Raw genomic sequence first — 16,185 nt, 5'->3', positions numbered from 1 at the left:
CCCCGTTCGGCCGCGCCAAAGTGGGTGCCGATGGAAGACGGTGTGGAGATCCGGCTGCTCGGCCAGTTCGAGCTGTGCCGAGGTGGCGTTGCGCTGGAGCTGGGTGACCTCCAGCAGCGGTACATCCTTGCGGTCCTCGTCCTGCACGCCAACCGCGCGGTTTCGACGGATCGGCTCATCGAGATCGTGTGGAGCGGTCAGGCGAAACCCCGGACCAATCTGGTGCCCGGGTACATCGCCAAGCTGCGGCGGATCCTGCGGGAGAGCGGCGGTGTGAACGAGCCGGTCATCGACCGGGCGCCCACCGGCTATGTCCTGCGTGTCGAACCCGCCCGGATCGACGCTGTGCGGTTCGCGCAGCTGCAGACCCGGGCCGGTGCATGCGACGACCCTGCGGAGCGGCTGCCGATTCTCCGCGAAGCAGTGGCCCTCTGGCGCGGGTCCTACCTGGAAGACCTCGACAAAGACCGTGTCGGAGCTGCCGAGCTCATTTCCCCCGAGGAAGCCTTCCTGGACGCCCTCGGCGACCTGGCCGAGCTGGAGCTCGCACAGGGTAACCACCGTTGGGTGCGGGACCGGCTGCGGCCGGTCGTCCACGTCGACTGCACCCGGCACCGCCTGGCCGGGCTGCTGATGCGGGCCCTGACCGCCAACGGCGACCGCGTGCAGGCCATGGATGTCTACCACCGGACCCGCGCCGCGCTCGACGAGTTCGGCATGGACGTCCCCGTCCCGCTGCGCAAGCTGGCCAGGGTGACCCAGGTGAACGACACTCCGGACACACTCCCGCCGACTGCCCGTCTCTTCACCGGACGCCGGAGTGAACTCGCCGGCATCGGCTCTCGGCTGCTCGCCGCCGCGGCCGAAGACCGGCCCGGCGCGGTGTGGGTCAGCGGGATGCCGGGGATCGGGAAGACCGCCCTCGCCGTCGAGGCGGCGCACCGCATGCGCCGACTGTATCCGGACGGCCGGATCTTCCTCTCCTTGAACGGCTTTGTCCCGCAGGTGCGGCCGAGCGAGCCCGGCGAGGCGTTGGCGGCGCTGCTCGAAGCGCTCGGGGTGCCGCCCGAGCAGCTCCCCGGTACGACCGGTGAGCGGCTCGCGCTCTACCGGTCGACGCTGGCCGGGACGCGCACTCTGGTCGTGCTGGACAATGCCGCATCAGAGGACCAGGTCCGGCAGCTGATTCCGGTCGCACCAGGCTGTGCCGCGCTGATCACCAGCCGGTGGGTGGGCGGTCTGGACGTCGAGGATGAGATCCGGCTCGGTTCGTTGGACCCGGCCGAGGCCGCGCAGCTGTTCACCGGGTGGATCGGCGCCGAGCGCACCACCGGCCAGCAGACCCTGACCGGAGAAGTGGTCGCCCGGTGCGGGCACGTCCCGTTGTCCGTCAAACTGGCCGCGGTGCAGATGCGCCTGCACGGCTCCTGGTCCCTGCGGGATCTGCTGCAGCTGCTGGAGCGGTCCGGGCAGCTCCATGCCGTGGCCGGTTTCGGTGATGCGGTCGCGGTGTCCTACCAGCAACTGCCCGATCGGCAGCAGTACCTCTTCCGGCTCTTCGGACGGTTGCCCGGAAATGACATCACCGTCCGCGCAGCCTCGGCCCTCGCGCGGTGCACCGTGCCCGAGGTGCGTGCGTTGCTCGACGGTCTGTACCGCGCCAGCTTGATCGACGAGCTCGAGCCGGAGCGCTACGCGATGCCGGACCCGCTCAAGCACTTCGCCGCCGGCCTCCCCGTGGGCGACCCGGGCGCGCAACTGGAGGCGTTGACCGGCCTACTGGACTTCTACCTGGGGTCCGTGGCCAACGCGGTCGCTGTGGCCTACCCGTTCGACCAGGACCGCCAGCCGCCGGTGGACCGGCGCGGGACGGCGGCGCTGACGTTCGCCGACGCGGGCGCTGCTCGCGCCTGGTTGTCGGATGAACGCGCGAACCTGCTCGCCGCGATCAGGTTCGCCGCAGCGAACGGGATGTCGGAACACACCTGGCTGCCGGCCGTGCTGCTGTGGCGCTGGCACTACGCCGGCGGGCACCTGCACGACTGGGCCGAAACCCTCGAACTCGCCCGGACGGCACTGACGGCCGCGGGCGACGACGACGTCGGCCTGGCGCACGTGCTGTTGCGGCTGTCCGGCGCCAGGAGAACCGCGGGACGGCCGGCGGAGGCCGTCGACCTGGCCGCGCAGGCCCTGGCATTGTGGACGGAGCTCGACGACGTCCTGGGGCGGGCGAACGCACTGTGTGCCATGGCTCTGGGCGAAATGGACCAGGGCGCCGAGCGATCGGCGATCGCGCACTTCGAGGCGGCGCTGGCGGACTACGAAAGGGCCGGGGACCGGCGAGGCCAGGCCAACGCCCTCAGCAACTTGGGTCAGCTCGACGAACTTCGCGGGGACTTGCAGCGTGCCGAGCGACGGCAGGCGGCCGCGGTAGGCCTTCTGCGCCGGCTGGGGCACACCCAGGGCCTCGCGCACGCGCTGGACAACCTGGGCGTGACACGGCGTCGGCTGGGCCGGTGCCAGGAAGTGCTCGCCGATCACCAGCGAGCCCGCGAACTGGCGGTGGCAGTCGGCGACCGGGGCTGCGAAGCGCACGCGCTCACCAACATCGGCACCGTGCACCGCATCACCGGTGACCGCGCGAGCGCCGCAGAGTTCCAGGAACGGGCCGGCGAGCTCGCCGAGGCACTGGGCGAACCCGGCTTGCGCGCACAGGTGCACCTCGACCGGGGCGGTGTGCTGTTGGAAAGCCGGGATGACGGCCGTGCCCGCGCTGCCTACCTCGCCGCACTGGACCTGGCCGCCGGTGCCGGCGACCGCGGGAAGCAGGCGCAGGCTCACCACGGGGTCGCGCGGGCGTTGCACAACTCCGGAGCGCACCAGAGCGCACTGGTCCACTGGCGGGCCGCGGTCGGGGTGTTCACCGAATTGGACCGGCGTGACGCGGAGGTCGTGCACCGGGAATGGACCTCACTGGGGTGCGCGTGCCGGGAAACGGAAACCGAGCCGTAGGCGTGTGACCTCGTCCGGCAACGCCTCCGGGTCAGGTGTCCGGCGGCATCCGGAGCCGCAGGACCTTGCTCAGCTCGTGCCGCAGATCGCGGACCGCCGCGTGGGTGTGCCAGCGGGCGGTCAGCTTGGCCAGTTCCCGCAAGTCGATGCGAATCGTCGCCGAGTCGACCCGGGCGGCGTCTTCGATCACTTCCCTAGCCAGTTCACAGGCGTGGTCGATCTCGCCGTTCCCGGCGTGCGCCAGCACACGCCGGGAGCCGAAGCGGGCGCGCGCCCGCAGGGCGCCACGAGCGATCTCCGGTACGTGCCGGTCCAGGCGTTCCGCGGCTTCCGCCGGACGGCCCAGGTCGTAGAGGGACCACCCTTCCACCAGCGCGACTTCGTTGCTCACGCTGGCGGAACCCAGTACCGGCGCGGCATCCGTCGCGGAGTCCCGTTCGGCGAGGAGGGCGGTCGCCCGGCCAATGGAACGCCGGTAGGCGTCAAGATCGCCGATCAGCGCGTGCCCCTGCGCCTCACAGCGGGCCGCCAGGCCGAGCACGCGGGAACCTGCCCGGCGATCCGCCTGCGCTCGCTGCGCCAGGTCGATGGTGGAGAATGGATCCTGGTGGTACATCGCGATCTCGGCGCGCCGGACGAGCGCGTAGCTGGCCAGGCTGTCGTTCCCTGCTTCGACGGCGCACTCGACGGCTTGACGTGTCCACCAGAGCGCGGCGGCCTCGTCGCCGGCTTCCTGGCTCATCCACCCCGCGTACTCCGCGCCATGGGATGCCAGAAGCAGCAGCTGAGATCGCAGGGGCGCCGGGCTTGCCGCCGCGAGCCCGTGCAGGGTGTTGACGTGCGCGACCAACGGCGCCAGCACGAGCGCCGGGCTGCTGTGCGTGCCCAGGGTGCGGTAGTAGTCGAACGATGACCGCAGGGCCGCCAGCATCGGCTCGTCGATCACCGGCCGGCTGCCCCCGGTCAACGCGAAACCCACTGCCGCGCCCATTCCGGCCAGCACCTGGCGGCGGGGGAGACGGTGGAACCGTTGGGTGCCCGATACGTCCAGCACCATCACCCACACCTCCCCCTGGCCGAGTTCGACTTCGGTCGACACGTGCTCGGCGATCATCTCCGAGAGCGTCCCGCCGGTGCCCAGAACTCCGTCGCACCGGCGGGCGATGTCCGCGGTCGGCGGACTGAGATCATTTTCTATTTTGCTGAGGTAACTCTTGCTGTAATTGATCTTCTTGGCCATTGCGGCCAGTGAAATCCCGTTTTCATTGCGAATGAGTCGCAACGTGGTCCCGAACGAATCGGCCATCTCGGCCCCCTCGTGTCATCACCCGGATCGTCGAGGCAGTACAGCATCCGGATGGTCATCACCGCAAGAATGGGGTGCGGGACCGCCGGTTCGTGAAATCGTCACCGGAAATGAGCTGTGTGCCGGCTCAGTCGATCCAGCCGTGCCCGTCGGGCGACGCCGACGAGGGGGGCTGGGCCGCCGCCTTCGGCCCCGATTCGTTCGTGACGGCGCTGGACGCCAGCGTGACGAGGATGGCGAGAACCGCCGCGGCGATCTCGATGACGAACTTGACGAAACACGGGTTCCTCGGCATGTGCCCTCCTCGGCCACCGGGCGCCGGATCGCGCCCTGTTCCGAGGATCGGCCGGAGGTCCCCGACGCGACAACGGGTTGCGCGTTGCCTGCGTCACGGGGGCCGGGAAACGCCCATCAGGCCAGGCCGAGCGCCCGAGTGGCGAGGAGGGCGAACGAACTTCCGGCGTGTGGCATGCGCCCATCCAGGGTCAGGGAAAGCGCCTCCTCGAAGGAAAGCTGGTGAACTTCCAGGTCGGCTTCGCCCGCCTCCGGGCGCGCGGTGCCGCAGTGCAGGCCGGTCGCGAGGAACGCGTGGTCGCGGTGATCCGTGAACGAGTCGGCGCAGTTCACGGTGCCGAGGTGGCGCCAGCGCTCGGCAGTGAGTCCCGTTTCCTCCGCCAGCTCGCGGGCGGCGGCGGCCCGCGGATCCCGGTCCTGGGGGTCGATGCCACCCGCGGGGAGCCGCCACTGCACTTCGTGGTGGACGTAGATCCATTGGCGTGTCACGGTGACCCGGCCGTTGTCGGTCATCGCGACGACAGTCACGGAGCCGGGGGAAACGACGTGGTCATAACGCCCGCGCGAGCCGTCGGGGCGGACGACCGCGTCCTGGCGCACCTCGAACCAGGGTGAGGTGAACACGCTGGTCGAGCTCTCGCGGGACCAGCTACCGGGTGCGGCGTCCGCCTCTTCGTCGATCACCGTCCGAGTCAACCACAGGCCCGTGATTTCCGGATGCATTCCCGATCCATTCCTGGTCCACCCAGGTCTTGCATCATCCGGCGCGACCGGCGGAGACAGCGGCGGTCGCCGGTCCGCGTTAGGCCGGGTGGCCGAGGAGGGGGCCGGCCGGCCGAACGCCTGCTGCGGCTTCCGGGGGTAACGCTTGTGCAACATCCATAACAGCGCGGAGCCGCGCATCGATCCTTGGTGCGTTGTTCGAATCCCGGCGACGCAGGCCGGGCCGAAATCGTTGTGCAGGATTTCCGGACCGCGAGTATCACGCCGGCCGAAATCGCCGGTGAGGAGTACGAGTAATGATCAACATCTTCCTGAGTTACCGCGCCGACGACGGTGTGCACGCGAGTGCGCGAATCTCGAGAATGCTCGCTGAGCACTTCGGCAGGGACCGGGTGTTCCGCGATCACGACTCGCTTGAGCTCGGGTCCCGCTACCCGGATGAGCTGCGAGGGGCGCTCACCCGTGCCGACGTCGTGATCGCGATCATCGGGCCGAACTGGCTCGGCGCGCGGCGCGGCGTGAGCAGCCGATGCGTCGACGACCCCCGCGACTGGGTGCGGACCGAGCTGAGGACCGCCTTCGAGTCGCGACGCCGGGTCGTGCCGGTGCTGCTCGACGACGTCCCGGTGCCGGCGCACGATGAGCTGCCACCCGACATCGCCGAGGTCAGCCGGCTGACGTACTGGCGGGTGCGGAACCGCACCCTCGACGCCGACGTCCACGCCCTGATCCGATTGCTGGACCCGTCGGCCGTCGAGGATCCGCCGGACGCCGGTCACCGCGCGGGCACACAGGTCAACTACGGGATGGGTGGCGTGCTGTACGCGAACCAGGGTGTGCAGCACATCCACGGCACCCCGGTTCGAGGTGAGCGGTGATGAGCAGGCGCACCGGCGACGACCGGCGAAAACGGCAGGCCAACCACGGTGGCGACGGCACGCTCTACGCCAACCAGGGCACCCAGAACGTCCACAATGGCGACTACTTCGACAACGGGGACTACCGAAGCACCCACATCCAGCAGATCGCGCGAGCGCGTTCGCGCGCCGGGTGGTGGGTGCTGGCCATTCTGGTCGTGGACGTCGGCTACTTCTTCTACGGAAAGGCCGCCTACACCGGGGTTTCCGGCGACACCGGCGACATCTGGCGCATGGTGGCCTTCTTCGTGCTGCTCTCCCTCACCGGAAGCTTGATCAGGCGCTGGTTCCGGGTCGGCCGATGACGGAGACGTCCACTCGCCGGGTCGTCCGCGCCGGAACAGTGCTCTGGACGGTGCACGACAGGGGATCCGCCGCCGTGGACGTCGGCGGGCCGTTGTCCACCAGCCGGGCCTGCGCGGTCATCGCCGCGTTGCTGCCGGACCCGCGGTTCACGTCGGTGGGCGTGCGGGAGCTGCCGCCCGGTGCCACCGACGACAAGGTGATCTCCGCCGTGCGGGTGCTCGAAGAGCTCGTGGTGCTTCAGGATCCGGCCGAAGCCCAGGTGCGGCCGGACGGCACGCACGGCGTCAGCCGGCTTTCACGTCACGCCTGGCCGGAATCGGAGCTGGAGCTCTTCCCCGGCTTCCGGGCGGATCTGCTCGAGCCGATGCCCCGATCCGCGGTCGCGCTGGACGACCCGGCTGGCCGCGCGTTACTCGACGGGGTGCTGGGGCCTTACCGCATCGAGTACCCTGCGGGCCCAGTCGGCGCGCCGATGCTCTTTCTCAACTACCGCACGGCTGCGGGCACCGAGGAGGTCCTCCGGCTGGACCGGGAACTACGGCGACGGCTCGGCCGCCACGCCGTCTTCCGCGACCACCGTGAACTGCAGGCCGGCGACGAATATCCGGTCAAGCTGCTGGACGGCGTACGCCAGGCGAAGGTTCTGCTCGCGGTGATCGGCCCGCGCTGGGAAGACACCTTCGACGCTCATGGCGGACGGCTGGTCGACGACAGCAGCGACTGGGTCCGCAGGGAGATCGCCGAGGCGTTCCGCCGCGGCGTGCGGGTGGTTCCGATCATCCTGGGCCTGCGCGGCCCGCTGAGCAAAAAAGACTTGCCGCGGAACATCGAACGGCTCGCCACCCTGCAGGTGGTCCAGCTGGCCCACCGCGGCTCCGAGGCTTCTCTGCGGGCTTTCGTGGACGACCTGCTCGCGCAGATCTGGCCCCTGCTGCAAGAAGGGGACGACGGCCCCACCGGGCCGTAACAGACCACCGCGGTCGGCGACTCAAGGGCGACCGTGCACCGGAACACGAGAAGAACACAGGAGTTGATGGCGTGGGTGAATCAGGTCTGGAGAACGTCGCCGTTCGGGATCCCGAAGTGGGCGAAGGGGAACCGGCGACGGACGAGGCGCCGCCCGTCGGCGTCGCGGCGTTGACGGAAGCCGTTTCCGCGCTGGGAGAGCAGTTCCGGGCGCACCAGGCACGCGCCGAGGCGCGTGAGCGCGTGATCGATCAGCTGCACGGCGAGGTCGAACGACTGCGTGCGGGTGAACAGGCCGTGGTCCTCCGCCCGGTCGTCACCGACCTGCAGAACCTGCGCGGCGAACTGCTGCGGCAGGTGCGCACGCTACCCACGGAAATGGGCCGGGACCGCGTGATCGCGTTGCTCGAATCATTCGCGCTCGAGGTGGAGCTCGCGCTCGAACGGTGCGGCAGCGTTCCGGTCACTCCGCGGGTGGGGGACCGGTTCTCCGGCCGCGAACACCGGGCGGTGAAGAGTTTGCCGGCCGCGAGCCCCGACGAAGACGGGACGATCGGTGAGGTGCTCGCCGACGGCTACCAGGACATCACCACCGGACGGGTGGTCGCCGCCGCGAAGGTCCACGTCCTGCGGTGGGCACCGGCCCCCGTGGCGACGGACAGCGGGCGGCACGCCGTGTCCGCCGAACAGAACCGAGCCGGCGACGCGAACGAGGGGAGCACGAACGATGGCTGACGAGACACTCCGGGTTTTCGGCATGGACCTGGGCACGACGTATTCGGCGATCGCGTTCGTCGACGAAAGCGGGCGGACGACGGTGTGCCGGAACACCGAAAACGCCGAGACCACACCGTCGGTCGTCTACTTCGAGAACGAGTCGAACGTCGTCGTGGGCACTGTGGCGAAGGAGTCCGCGGCGACCGAACCGGACCGCGTCGTGTCGCTCGTCAAGCGGAGCATGGGCGAGAAAGCGGTGTACGACTTCGATGGGAAGTCGTACACGCCTGAGTCGATCTCGGCCTTGATCCTCAAGCAGCTGGCGCAGGACGCGGCCGAGTACAGCGGCGGCGCGGTCGACAAGGTCGTCATCACCGTGCCGGCGTACTTCGGCATGCTGGAGCGCGACGCGACCAAGAACGCGGGGAAGATCGCCGGGCTGGACGTGATCGGCATCGTGCCGGAGCCGGTGGCCGCGGCACTGCACTACGAGGCCACAACGGGCGCGCAGGACAAGACCGTGCTCGTCTACGACCTTGGCGGCGGAACCTTCGACACCACGGTGATCCGCGTCTCCGCAGAGGAGATCGAGGTCGTCTGCACCGACGGCGACGACCGGCTCGGCGGCGCCGACTGGGACGCGCGGCTGCGGGACCACCTGCTGAGCGCCTTCACCGATTCGGTCCCGCCCGGGACCGATCCGGAGGACGACGACGAGTTCCTGCACTCGCTGAGCACCATCGCCGAGAACACCAAGAAGCAGTTGTCCAAAGTGGACTCACGGCCGGTCGCCCTCCGCGGCGCCGGAGCCAGCACGCGGGTCGACGTCACGCGGGCCCAGTTCGAAGAGCTGACGAAGGACCTCCTGGACAAGACGATCGACATCGTCCGCCGGACACTCGAGACGCTCGAGAAGAAGTCCCCGGGCGCGAAGATCGACGAGGTCCTGCTCGTCGGCGGCTCGACGAGCATGCCGGCCGTGGCCGAGCGGCTGCGAGCCGAGTTCGGCTGGAACCCCAAGCTGCACGACCCGCACTTGGCCGTCGCCAAGGGAGCTGCGCTGTACGCGCTCGGCCGGGTCGTGCACCGTGAGCAGACGGAGGCGCGGGAGCAGGCGGGCACCTCGGCCGACGCCGAGGCGCGGGCCGCGGAGGCGGTCAGTGACCTGGAGGCCCGGACCGGTATTTCGGCCGGCACCCTGACCACTCTCGCCGACAAGCAGACCCGGAACGTCCTGCCGAAGGCGTTCGGGGTCAAGCTGCAGGACACCAGCGACCCGGACTGGGAACGCAAGCCGGAGAGGTGCTACGTCCAGCACCTGGTGCACGCCAACGACCCGCTGCCCACGGGTGGCCGTGAGCTGAAGGCCGGCACCGTGGCCGAGGGGCAGCGGGCGATCGAGATCGAGCTCTACGAGCAGTCGGGCGCGGTCGCCGGGCCCGAGATGTTCGAGAACAAGGAGCTCAACGCCGGTCGGGGGACGATCGAAGGACTCCCGCCGCTGCCCCGCAACTCGCCGATAGACATCGTGATGGAGGTCGACGAAGAAGGCCTGCTGATCGTCAAGGCGACCGAGCCGAGCTCCGGCAAGAACCTCGACATCCGGGTCCGGGTCAGCGTGCTCTCGGAGGAACAGGTCGAAGAAGCGGTCAGCGCCGTTTCCGCGCTCACGGTGTCGAGCTGACATGGCACCATTCGATCCCAAGGCGTACGAGCAGGCCGTCGTGAAACCCCTGCGCGGCTGGTCGGGCCGGGAGCTGCCGGACGACCTGCTCGCGCGGTACGCCGTCGACCTCGGCATGGCCGACCACGAGGTCGAGCGCCGGTTGCGCGAGGTCCGCTCCCGGTGGAACAAGGGCCTCAGCAGCCCCGGTCACGTGCAGAAGGTCTACCGCGCGTTCCTGAAGGCGGACGAGCAGCTGCAGGAGACCCATGGCGCGAAGCTGACGCGGATCGAGTGGTGGCGTGAGTACGCGACGGCCCGCCAGGGCGCCAACCAGCAGCGGATCGAAGATCTCGCGAAGACCCTCGCGCAGAACTTCGGCGTGCTGGGACTGATCGCGCCGGGACAGCTCGACGCGACGGTCCGGGCCACCTACGCGTCCCTGGCCCCGGGCGAGGTCGACGAAGCGCTCGTCAAGGCCGGCGTCACGCGTGGGACGCCCCTGGAGCTGCCCAAGTCGAGCGGTCTGGTGGACACGACCTACCGCCACCTGGTCGACCACCTCGTGGACGCCGGCTGCGCGAGCGTCGTCGAGCTGCTGCTGGGCGAGCGGAAGCCGTTCCACCTCCTGGACGAGAAGGCGGCGGCCGACGTCTCCGGGACGGCGGTCGCGAAGGCGGTCGACCGGGAGAACCGGCGGGCGGGAAACCAGGGTGCGCGGCAGGCGCTCGGAATTCTCACCACGGCGGCGAAGGACGGGAGCGATCTGCGGAAGCTGGCCCTCTTCCACCTGCTCGACGAGGTTCGGAAGCAACACGGGCAGGGCGTGCCGACCAGCGCCGTCCTGAAGCAGCTCCTCGCGACCGGCTGGGAGCCCGCCGAGGGGCGCCTGGCGGTGTTCAGCGTGCTGAACGAATCGGCCACAGCGCCGGCCGGGAACCTCGCGTCGGTGCGCGAACTGCTCGAAGAGGGCCGGCTCGCGGCAGCCGAGCAGCTGGTCGCGTCGATCGCCGGGGCGGACGACGCCGCGGCGGCGGTCGCCCTGGTGGACCGGCAGCGCACCCGCGTGCGCGAACTGGTCGGTGCGGCCCGCGAAGCCCTCCGGACGGGCGCCGAGTCGGACGCCGGGCACCAGCTGCGACAGGCGGTCGCGCTGGCCGCCGACGACGAAGAACTCCGGGCGGAGCTGAGGCGGGTGCCGCCGGAGCCGGTGCTGGCCGTGACCGTGCAAGAGGACCGCGCCGGCGTCCGGGTGTCCTGGCGGCAGGCGACCAGTCACGACGACACGATCCAGTACCGCGTCGTCCGCCGGCCCGCGCGGACGCCGGCCGACGTCGACGACGGCGTCGCCATCGATGCCGAGGCCGGCCGGACGGTGCTGTTCGACCCGCAGGTGCCCGCCGCCACCCCGGTCGGTTACGCGGTGTTCGCCGCTGTGGCCGGCGGTGCCTGGTCCCGGCCCGCCGGCGCGGTCGTCGAGGTCGTACCCGGAGTCGGCGATGTCCAGCTGTCCTTTTCGGACGGTGCTGTGGAGGGGCGGTGGTCGCTCCACCCGGAGGCGGTCGGGGTCGACGTCCGCCGTGGCGACGGCGTAGCGATCAAAACGGTCACTCGGACGCAGTTCCGCGACAAGACCGTGCCCGAGGGCACCGAGCAGGTCTACACGCTCGTCGCACGGTACCGCCACGCCGACGGTAGCGAGACCGGTTCGGCCCCGGTGCGTGCCCGCACGACGACGACCGGACGGCCGATGCCGGTGCGGGCACTGAGCCTGCGCCCCGCCGAATCCGGCGCGACCCAGGTCGTGCTCGGCTGGAAGAGCCAGCCGGACACGGAGGTGGTGATCCGGCGGGCGGCGCACCCGTGCCCGTGGGAGTTCGGGGCCCTGGTGGACCCGGTCGCCCTCGCCGGCTACGGGGAAGAAGTCGCCGGCTCGCGCGACGAGCGCGACGGGTGGCAGCTGCTCACCGCGGACGTCCCCACCGGCCGGTTCCACTACGTGGCCTTCACGATGGGTCCCGACGGCGCCATCCGCGGTCACGACGACTCCCTCGGCATCGCCCTCCCCGTCAGCGGAGTCAGCGGTAGCCGCCTCGGAGACGAGGTCCTGCTGGCCTGGGAGTGGCCGGAACAGGTCGGCACGGCCGATGTGCGCTGGCGGACCGCGAACGACTCGGGCTCGCAGCTCATCACCCGCCAGCAGTACCGCACGGGCGGTGGTTGCCGTGTCAGGTGCGGTGCGGGCGGTGTGACGGTCAAGGTGCGGACCAAGGTGCTCACCGAGGGCGGCGAATGCACCTCGCCCGACGTCGAGGTGGTCGTCCCCGACCGGCCTCCGACGGTGCGCTACGCCGTCGACATGAGCAGGCGCCCGGTGTTCGGCGGTGGGACGGTGAAGGTGCGGATCAGCGCCGACCAGGAGATCGCCCGGTGCCAGGTGGTTCTCGTCGTCGCCGAGGGGCCGGTGATGCCGAGACGGCCGGGCGACGGGATCGAGCTCGCACGAGGGGAGCGTGCCCTGGCCGCCGACCGCGAGGTGGAGCTCACGGCTCAGCTCCCACGGCTGCGCAAACCGTACTGGGTCCGCTGCTTCGTCGACACCGAAGGTGTCCGTGTGGTGGATCCCTCCATCAATCAGCTGAAGGTGTCCTGATGTCCAAAGTGGCCTGTCCGTACTGCTATCACCGGATCGACGCCGGCAAGCTGAGGTTCCAGTGCACCGGCCGGGCCGCGCCCGGGCGCGAACGGTGCAAGCGCGTCGTGGACGAGACCCGCCAGCAGCTCACCGGCTACGGGTCGGCGTCCCTGCCGACGTTCCCGCCGCCGGAGTCCCGCAACCCCATCGCGGCTCGGCTGGCGCCGTGCCCGGACTGCGGCACGCCGACCGGCATCCGGGCGTGCCCGGTGTGCCGGACACCGTTGCCCGCCAACTTCGCCGACAGCCGCAGCCCGCTGATCGGCATGGTCGGCGGCAAGAACGCCGGCAAGACTGTCTACACGACCGTGCTGGCGCACGAACTGCGGAACAACATCCGCCGCCGGTTCGCGGCGGACATCTGGTTCGCCGGCGACCAGCAGGGCGGGATCGGCTCGGTCAGCGACTGGCTCGCCGACTACGAGCAGGCCCTGTTCAGCGACAGCAGGCTCTTCGAGTCGACCATCAGCTCCGCCGACGGGATGAAGGTGCCCCTGGTACTCCAGTGGCGCCAGCCGAGGCGGGCCCTCGGGCGCGAGTTCCACACCACCACGACATTGTCCTTCTACGACGCCGCGGGCGAAGACATGACAACCCAGGAGTTCGTCAACGCACAGGCGTATCTGACGTCGGCCGACGGCCTGATCGTGCTTCTGGACCCGTTCCAGCTCAAGGGTGCCCTCGACCGGATCCGCGTGCCGGACCTGAGCCGCCGTGAGACCGAGCCGCCGATCAACGTGCTCACCCGGATCACCGAGCTCCTGCGCAGCAGCGGCGGGGTCAGCGCCCGCCGCAAGATCTCGACGCCGATCGCGGTCGTGTTCTCGAAGTTCGACGCCTTCTTCCCGATGCTGGGTGACGGCCACCCGCTGCTGGAGCCGCCGCGGACGGGACCGAACTACGACGAGTCCCACGGGCGGGACACCGACGAGCACCTGCGTGCCCTGCTGAGCGAGCTCGACGCCGACGACATCGACGCGCACCTGCGGTCGCACTACAAGAAGTTCCGGTACTTCGCTGTTTCGTCATTGGGAGCCGAGCCGGACTACGACCGGAACCGGGTCGATCCCCGCGGTGTCCGGCCGTTCCGCGTCGACGAGCCGTTGCTCTGGTTGCTCGGCTTGTTCAAGGTCATCGATCGGAGCACCTCGTGAGCGGACCGGCCGAATTCGACTCCCTCTACTACACCGACTGCGTTCCGGGGCAGGGGCTGCGCGGTGGCGCCGGATTCCAGTTCCAGGCGGTGTCGTCCGGGGTTTCGCACGACGTGATGTCGCTCGTACAGCGGACTTCGCTGTACGAGGCGCCGGTGGCCTGGATGCGCGAACAGCGTCCCGTCGCGGAGTACCCGCCGTCGCTTACGCACGTCCACGACGAAGGCGTCTACACGACCGCACGCGGCAGGTACCTCGGTGCCGAGGCCAACGGTGTGCGCGAAGGGAACCAGTTCACGCACGCCATCGCCACCAAGGACGTGGAGAGCTACGGTCTGACCCGGCCGGCCCAGCTCTGGGCGGCGCCTCTGTGGGAGGAAGAACCCGCGGCCACCACTCAGTGCGACACCGTCCCGGCCGAGCCGGAGCCCGGCGTGTGGAGTGTCGACGCGCTGCGCGAGTGGGTGCTCGGCCGCCCGGACGGCGAGGAGTGGCTGCTGGCCGTGCACTCGGCGTTCGACCGGATCCACGCCCCGGACGGGCGGCGCGTGCTCTTCGTCGGCGACGACGCGACCACGGTGGCGGGGTGGATCGCCGCCGGGACCGTTCTGCTGGCGCAGTCCCGGGCCCTGCGGATCGGGTTCCGGGTCTTCGCCACGAACCCCCGGCAGAGCCGTCACGACGTCCTCGCGGTCCACGACGACTGGGCCGGGCCGCTCGGCAACCCCGAACGCGACAACGGGTTCGTCGTGTTCAACCTGACCACCGGACGGCACTCGGCCGTCGAGCCGACCGACGGTGCCCGGCACTGGGTGCCCCGGTTCCTGCGCGGCGACCCCTACGACGCTGTCGACGCGATCGAGCTGACGCAGCGGTTCGCGGCCACGGCCGACCGGCCCTCCGCCGCCGATCGCCTGGCGGCGTCGGTCGTGGCACTGGGAGAGGCCGTCACCCGGCCCGCGCAGGTCGAGGGGCTCGTCACCTGGCTGGGCGGTACCGCGGTGTCCCACCCGGAAGAAGTGCTGTCACCGATCGTGGACGGCGTCCTCGCCGCACGCCCGCCGCTGCCCGTATTGCGGAACCTCCACCAGGCGATCCAGGGGCACGCGTTGACCGGGGAGCCCGCGGACCGCGTCGTCGCGGCCGTGTTCGCCGCCGAGCTCGGCGTCCTGACGGGTTCTGCGCCCGCGGCGCCGGGTGAGCTCGGCGCGCTGGCGGAGGCGGCGGCGAACGCGGTGCCGCCGGAGCGGATGAACGACCTGCTCGTCCTGACCGCCCGGTTCGAGGTCCGGCCGCGGATCGCGGCGTTCGCCGCCGGTGCGCACCGGTTCGTCCGGTGGTGGGCCGACCACCCGGACACCACGGCGAGCCCGGGGCGCTGGCCTTGCGGGGCCGAGCTGATCGACCTGCTCCGGGACGAGCTCACCGGCCGGCTCGACGGGCCGCACGGCGAGCGCCACTTCGAAGACGTCCGGCGGCATTGGTGGAAGTACCTGCTCTCGACCGCGACCGACCCGGCCACCATCCTCGACGCCACCGTGACGTCCGCCGCGATGGCCGCGGGAGACTCCGAGCGGCGGGACGAACTGTTCGACCACGTTTCGGCGAAGCTGCGGGAACAGCCGCCGGCCGTACGCGGGCAGCAGTTGTGGCGGGCGCTGTTCACGTACTCCCCGCCCACGTTGCCCGAGCTGACCCGGTTCTTGGAAGAGGTGCCCACGGGGTCGGTGGTCGGCTGGCTCGAGGAGCACGTCGGCGGCGCGCTGGACGAGCTGATCGGTGATCGCCCGGACGCCGACGGCCTCAACGCCCTCGCACTGGTCCGGCGGCTCGGGGTGCTCCCGGTCCGGGCCGAGCTCGCCGCTTGCGCTCAGGAAGACGTCAAGCTGCGGAACTGGCTGAAGACCGCACGTGGCGGTCAGCCCGCGCCCGCGACGCTGAAGCGCATCAGCGAACCGGTCCTCACCGCGCGGGCCGCCCAGATCGTCGCGGCGTTCTTGGACGGCTTCCCACTCTCGGACGCGATCGGCCTCGTGGAGCTGTCCGGGCCGGCTCTGGCGGCGGCGCTCCTGCGTGAGCTGCCCCGGCACTGGGAAGACGGGGGAGGCGGGGACACAGCGGTCGCGCTCACCTTCGTGACCATCGGCGTACCCGCAACGTCGGAAACCGCGGCGATCCGCGCCGAGAGCCAGCTGGCCAAGTGGGTCAAGCTGACCCATCGCACCCGGCTGGCGGCGATCGGGAAGCTGCTCGGCACCGCCGACGAGCAACTCGCCGCGGACTGGGGCCAGTTCGTGCGCGGCCGGCCCGCGGCAGGCCAGACGGAGCGCGCGAAACGCGTCAAGAAGCCGCCCCCGAGCCGGGGAGACCGGGCGCCCAAGAAGGAGGGCGGCCTGCTGAGCCGGCTTCCCCGCTTGAACAAGGAGAGGTGA

13 protein-coding genes are annotated in these 16,185 nt (G+C 70.6%); 9 read left to right on the top strand and 4 right to left on the bottom strand.

What is annotated here, in order from left to right; all coding sequences use genetic code 11:
- The first annotated feature begins 30 nt into the window (after positions 1–30).
- Positions 31–3,012, top strand: a complete 2,982-nt coding sequence (locus ACGFMK_RS13470; protein WP_392761742.1) for a tetratricopeptide repeat protein — start codon at positions 31–33, stop codon at positions 3,010–3,012.
- A gap of 31 nt (positions 3,013–3,043) precedes the next feature.
- On the opposite strand, the gene ACGFMK_RS13465 is transcribed toward ACGFMK_RS13470, so the two are convergent.
- From ACGFMK_RS13465 to ACGFMK_RS13455, 3 genes are all read right to left on the bottom strand, one after another.
- Complete coding sequence (locus tag ACGFMK_RS13465; RefSeq protein WP_392761739.1) at positions 3,044–4,318, bottom strand: helix-turn-helix domain-containing protein; 1,275 nt, start codon at positions 4,316–4,318, stop codon at positions 3,044–3,046.
- A gap of 127 nt (positions 4,319–4,445) precedes the next feature.
- Positions 4,446–4,613 (bottom strand): hypothetical protein, encoded by a 168-nt coding sequence (locus tag ACGFMK_RS13460; protein ID WP_392761738.1) that lies wholly within the window; start codon positions 4,611–4,613, stop codon positions 4,446–4,448.
- A 116-nt stretch (positions 4,614–4,729) separates the two neighbouring features.
- Positions 4,730–5,515 (bottom strand): NUDIX domain-containing protein, encoded by a 786-nt coding sequence (locus tag ACGFMK_RS13455; RefSeq protein ID WP_392761736.1) that lies wholly within the window; start codon positions 5,513–5,515, stop codon positions 4,730–4,732.
- Between the two features lie 116 nt (positions 5,516–5,631).
- Between ACGFMK_RS13455 and ACGFMK_RS13450 the strand changes: the two genes are divergently transcribed.
- Both ACGFMK_RS13450 and ACGFMK_RS13445 read left to right on the top strand, forming a co-directional pair.
- Positions 5,632–6,213, top strand: a complete 582-nt coding sequence (locus ACGFMK_RS13450) for a toll/interleukin-1 receptor domain-containing protein (protein WP_392761734.1) — start codon at positions 5,632–5,634, stop codon at positions 6,211–6,213.
- Positions 6,213–6,557, top strand: a complete 345-nt coding sequence (locus ACGFMK_RS13445) for a hypothetical protein (protein WP_392761732.1) — start codon at positions 6,213–6,215, stop codon at positions 6,555–6,557. The genes ACGFMK_RS13450 and ACGFMK_RS13445 overlap by 1 nt, the downstream gene beginning before the upstream one ends.
- On the opposite strand, the gene ACGFMK_RS13440 is transcribed toward ACGFMK_RS13445, so the two are convergent.
- Positions 6,529–6,708, bottom strand: a complete 180-nt coding sequence (locus ACGFMK_RS13440; RefSeq protein WP_392761730.1) for a hypothetical protein — start codon at positions 6,706–6,708, stop codon at positions 6,529–6,531. The genes ACGFMK_RS13445 and ACGFMK_RS13440 overlap by 29 nt on opposite strands.
- Positions 6,709–6,718: 10 nt before the next feature.
- Between ACGFMK_RS13440 and ACGFMK_RS13435 the strand changes: the two genes are divergently transcribed.
- From ACGFMK_RS13435 to ACGFMK_RS13410, 6 genes are all read left to right on the top strand, one after another.
- Complete coding sequence (locus ACGFMK_RS13435; RefSeq protein ID WP_392761728.1) at positions 6,719–7,525, top strand: toll/interleukin-1 receptor domain-containing protein; 807 nt, start codon at positions 6,719–6,721, stop codon at positions 7,523–7,525.
- 71 nt (positions 7,526–7,596) lie between these two features.
- On the top strand, positions 7,597–8,259 hold the full coding sequence (locus ACGFMK_RS13430) for a nucleotide exchange factor GrpE (protein WP_392761725.1): 663 nt from the start codon (positions 7,597–7,599) through the stop codon (positions 8,257–8,259).
- The gene (locus ACGFMK_RS13425) at positions 8,252–9,925 is read left to right on the top strand and encodes an Hsp70 family protein (RefSeq protein WP_392761723.1); all 1,674 of its coding nucleotides are present in this window, start codon (positions 8,252–8,254) and stop codon (positions 9,923–9,925) included. The genes ACGFMK_RS13430 and ACGFMK_RS13425 overlap by 8 nt, the downstream gene beginning before the upstream one ends.
- Position 9,926: 1 nt before the next feature.
- Positions 9,927–12,557, top strand: a complete 2,631-nt coding sequence (locus tag ACGFMK_RS13420; RefSeq protein WP_392761720.1) for a hypothetical protein — start codon at positions 9,927–9,929, stop codon at positions 12,555–12,557.
- Positions 12,557–13,753 (top strand): zinc ribbon domain-containing protein, encoded by a 1,197-nt coding sequence (locus tag ACGFMK_RS13415; protein ID WP_392761717.1) that lies wholly within the window; start codon positions 12,557–12,559, stop codon positions 13,751–13,753. The genes ACGFMK_RS13420 and ACGFMK_RS13415 overlap by 1 nt, the downstream gene beginning before the upstream one ends.
- Complete coding sequence (locus ACGFMK_RS13410) at positions 13,750–16,185, top strand: hypothetical protein (RefSeq protein WP_392761715.1); 2,436 nt, start codon at positions 13,750–13,752, stop codon at positions 16,183–16,185. The genes ACGFMK_RS13415 and ACGFMK_RS13410 overlap by 4 nt, the downstream gene beginning before the upstream one ends.

The organism is Amycolatopsis sp. NPDC049252, from assembly GCF_043197175.1.
Lineage (GTDB): Bacteria > Actinomycetota > Actinomycetes > Mycobacteriales > Pseudonocardiaceae > Amycolatopsis.
Note: the sequence above shows the minus strand (reverse complement) of the source record. Positions and strands in the feature narration are given on the sequence as shown.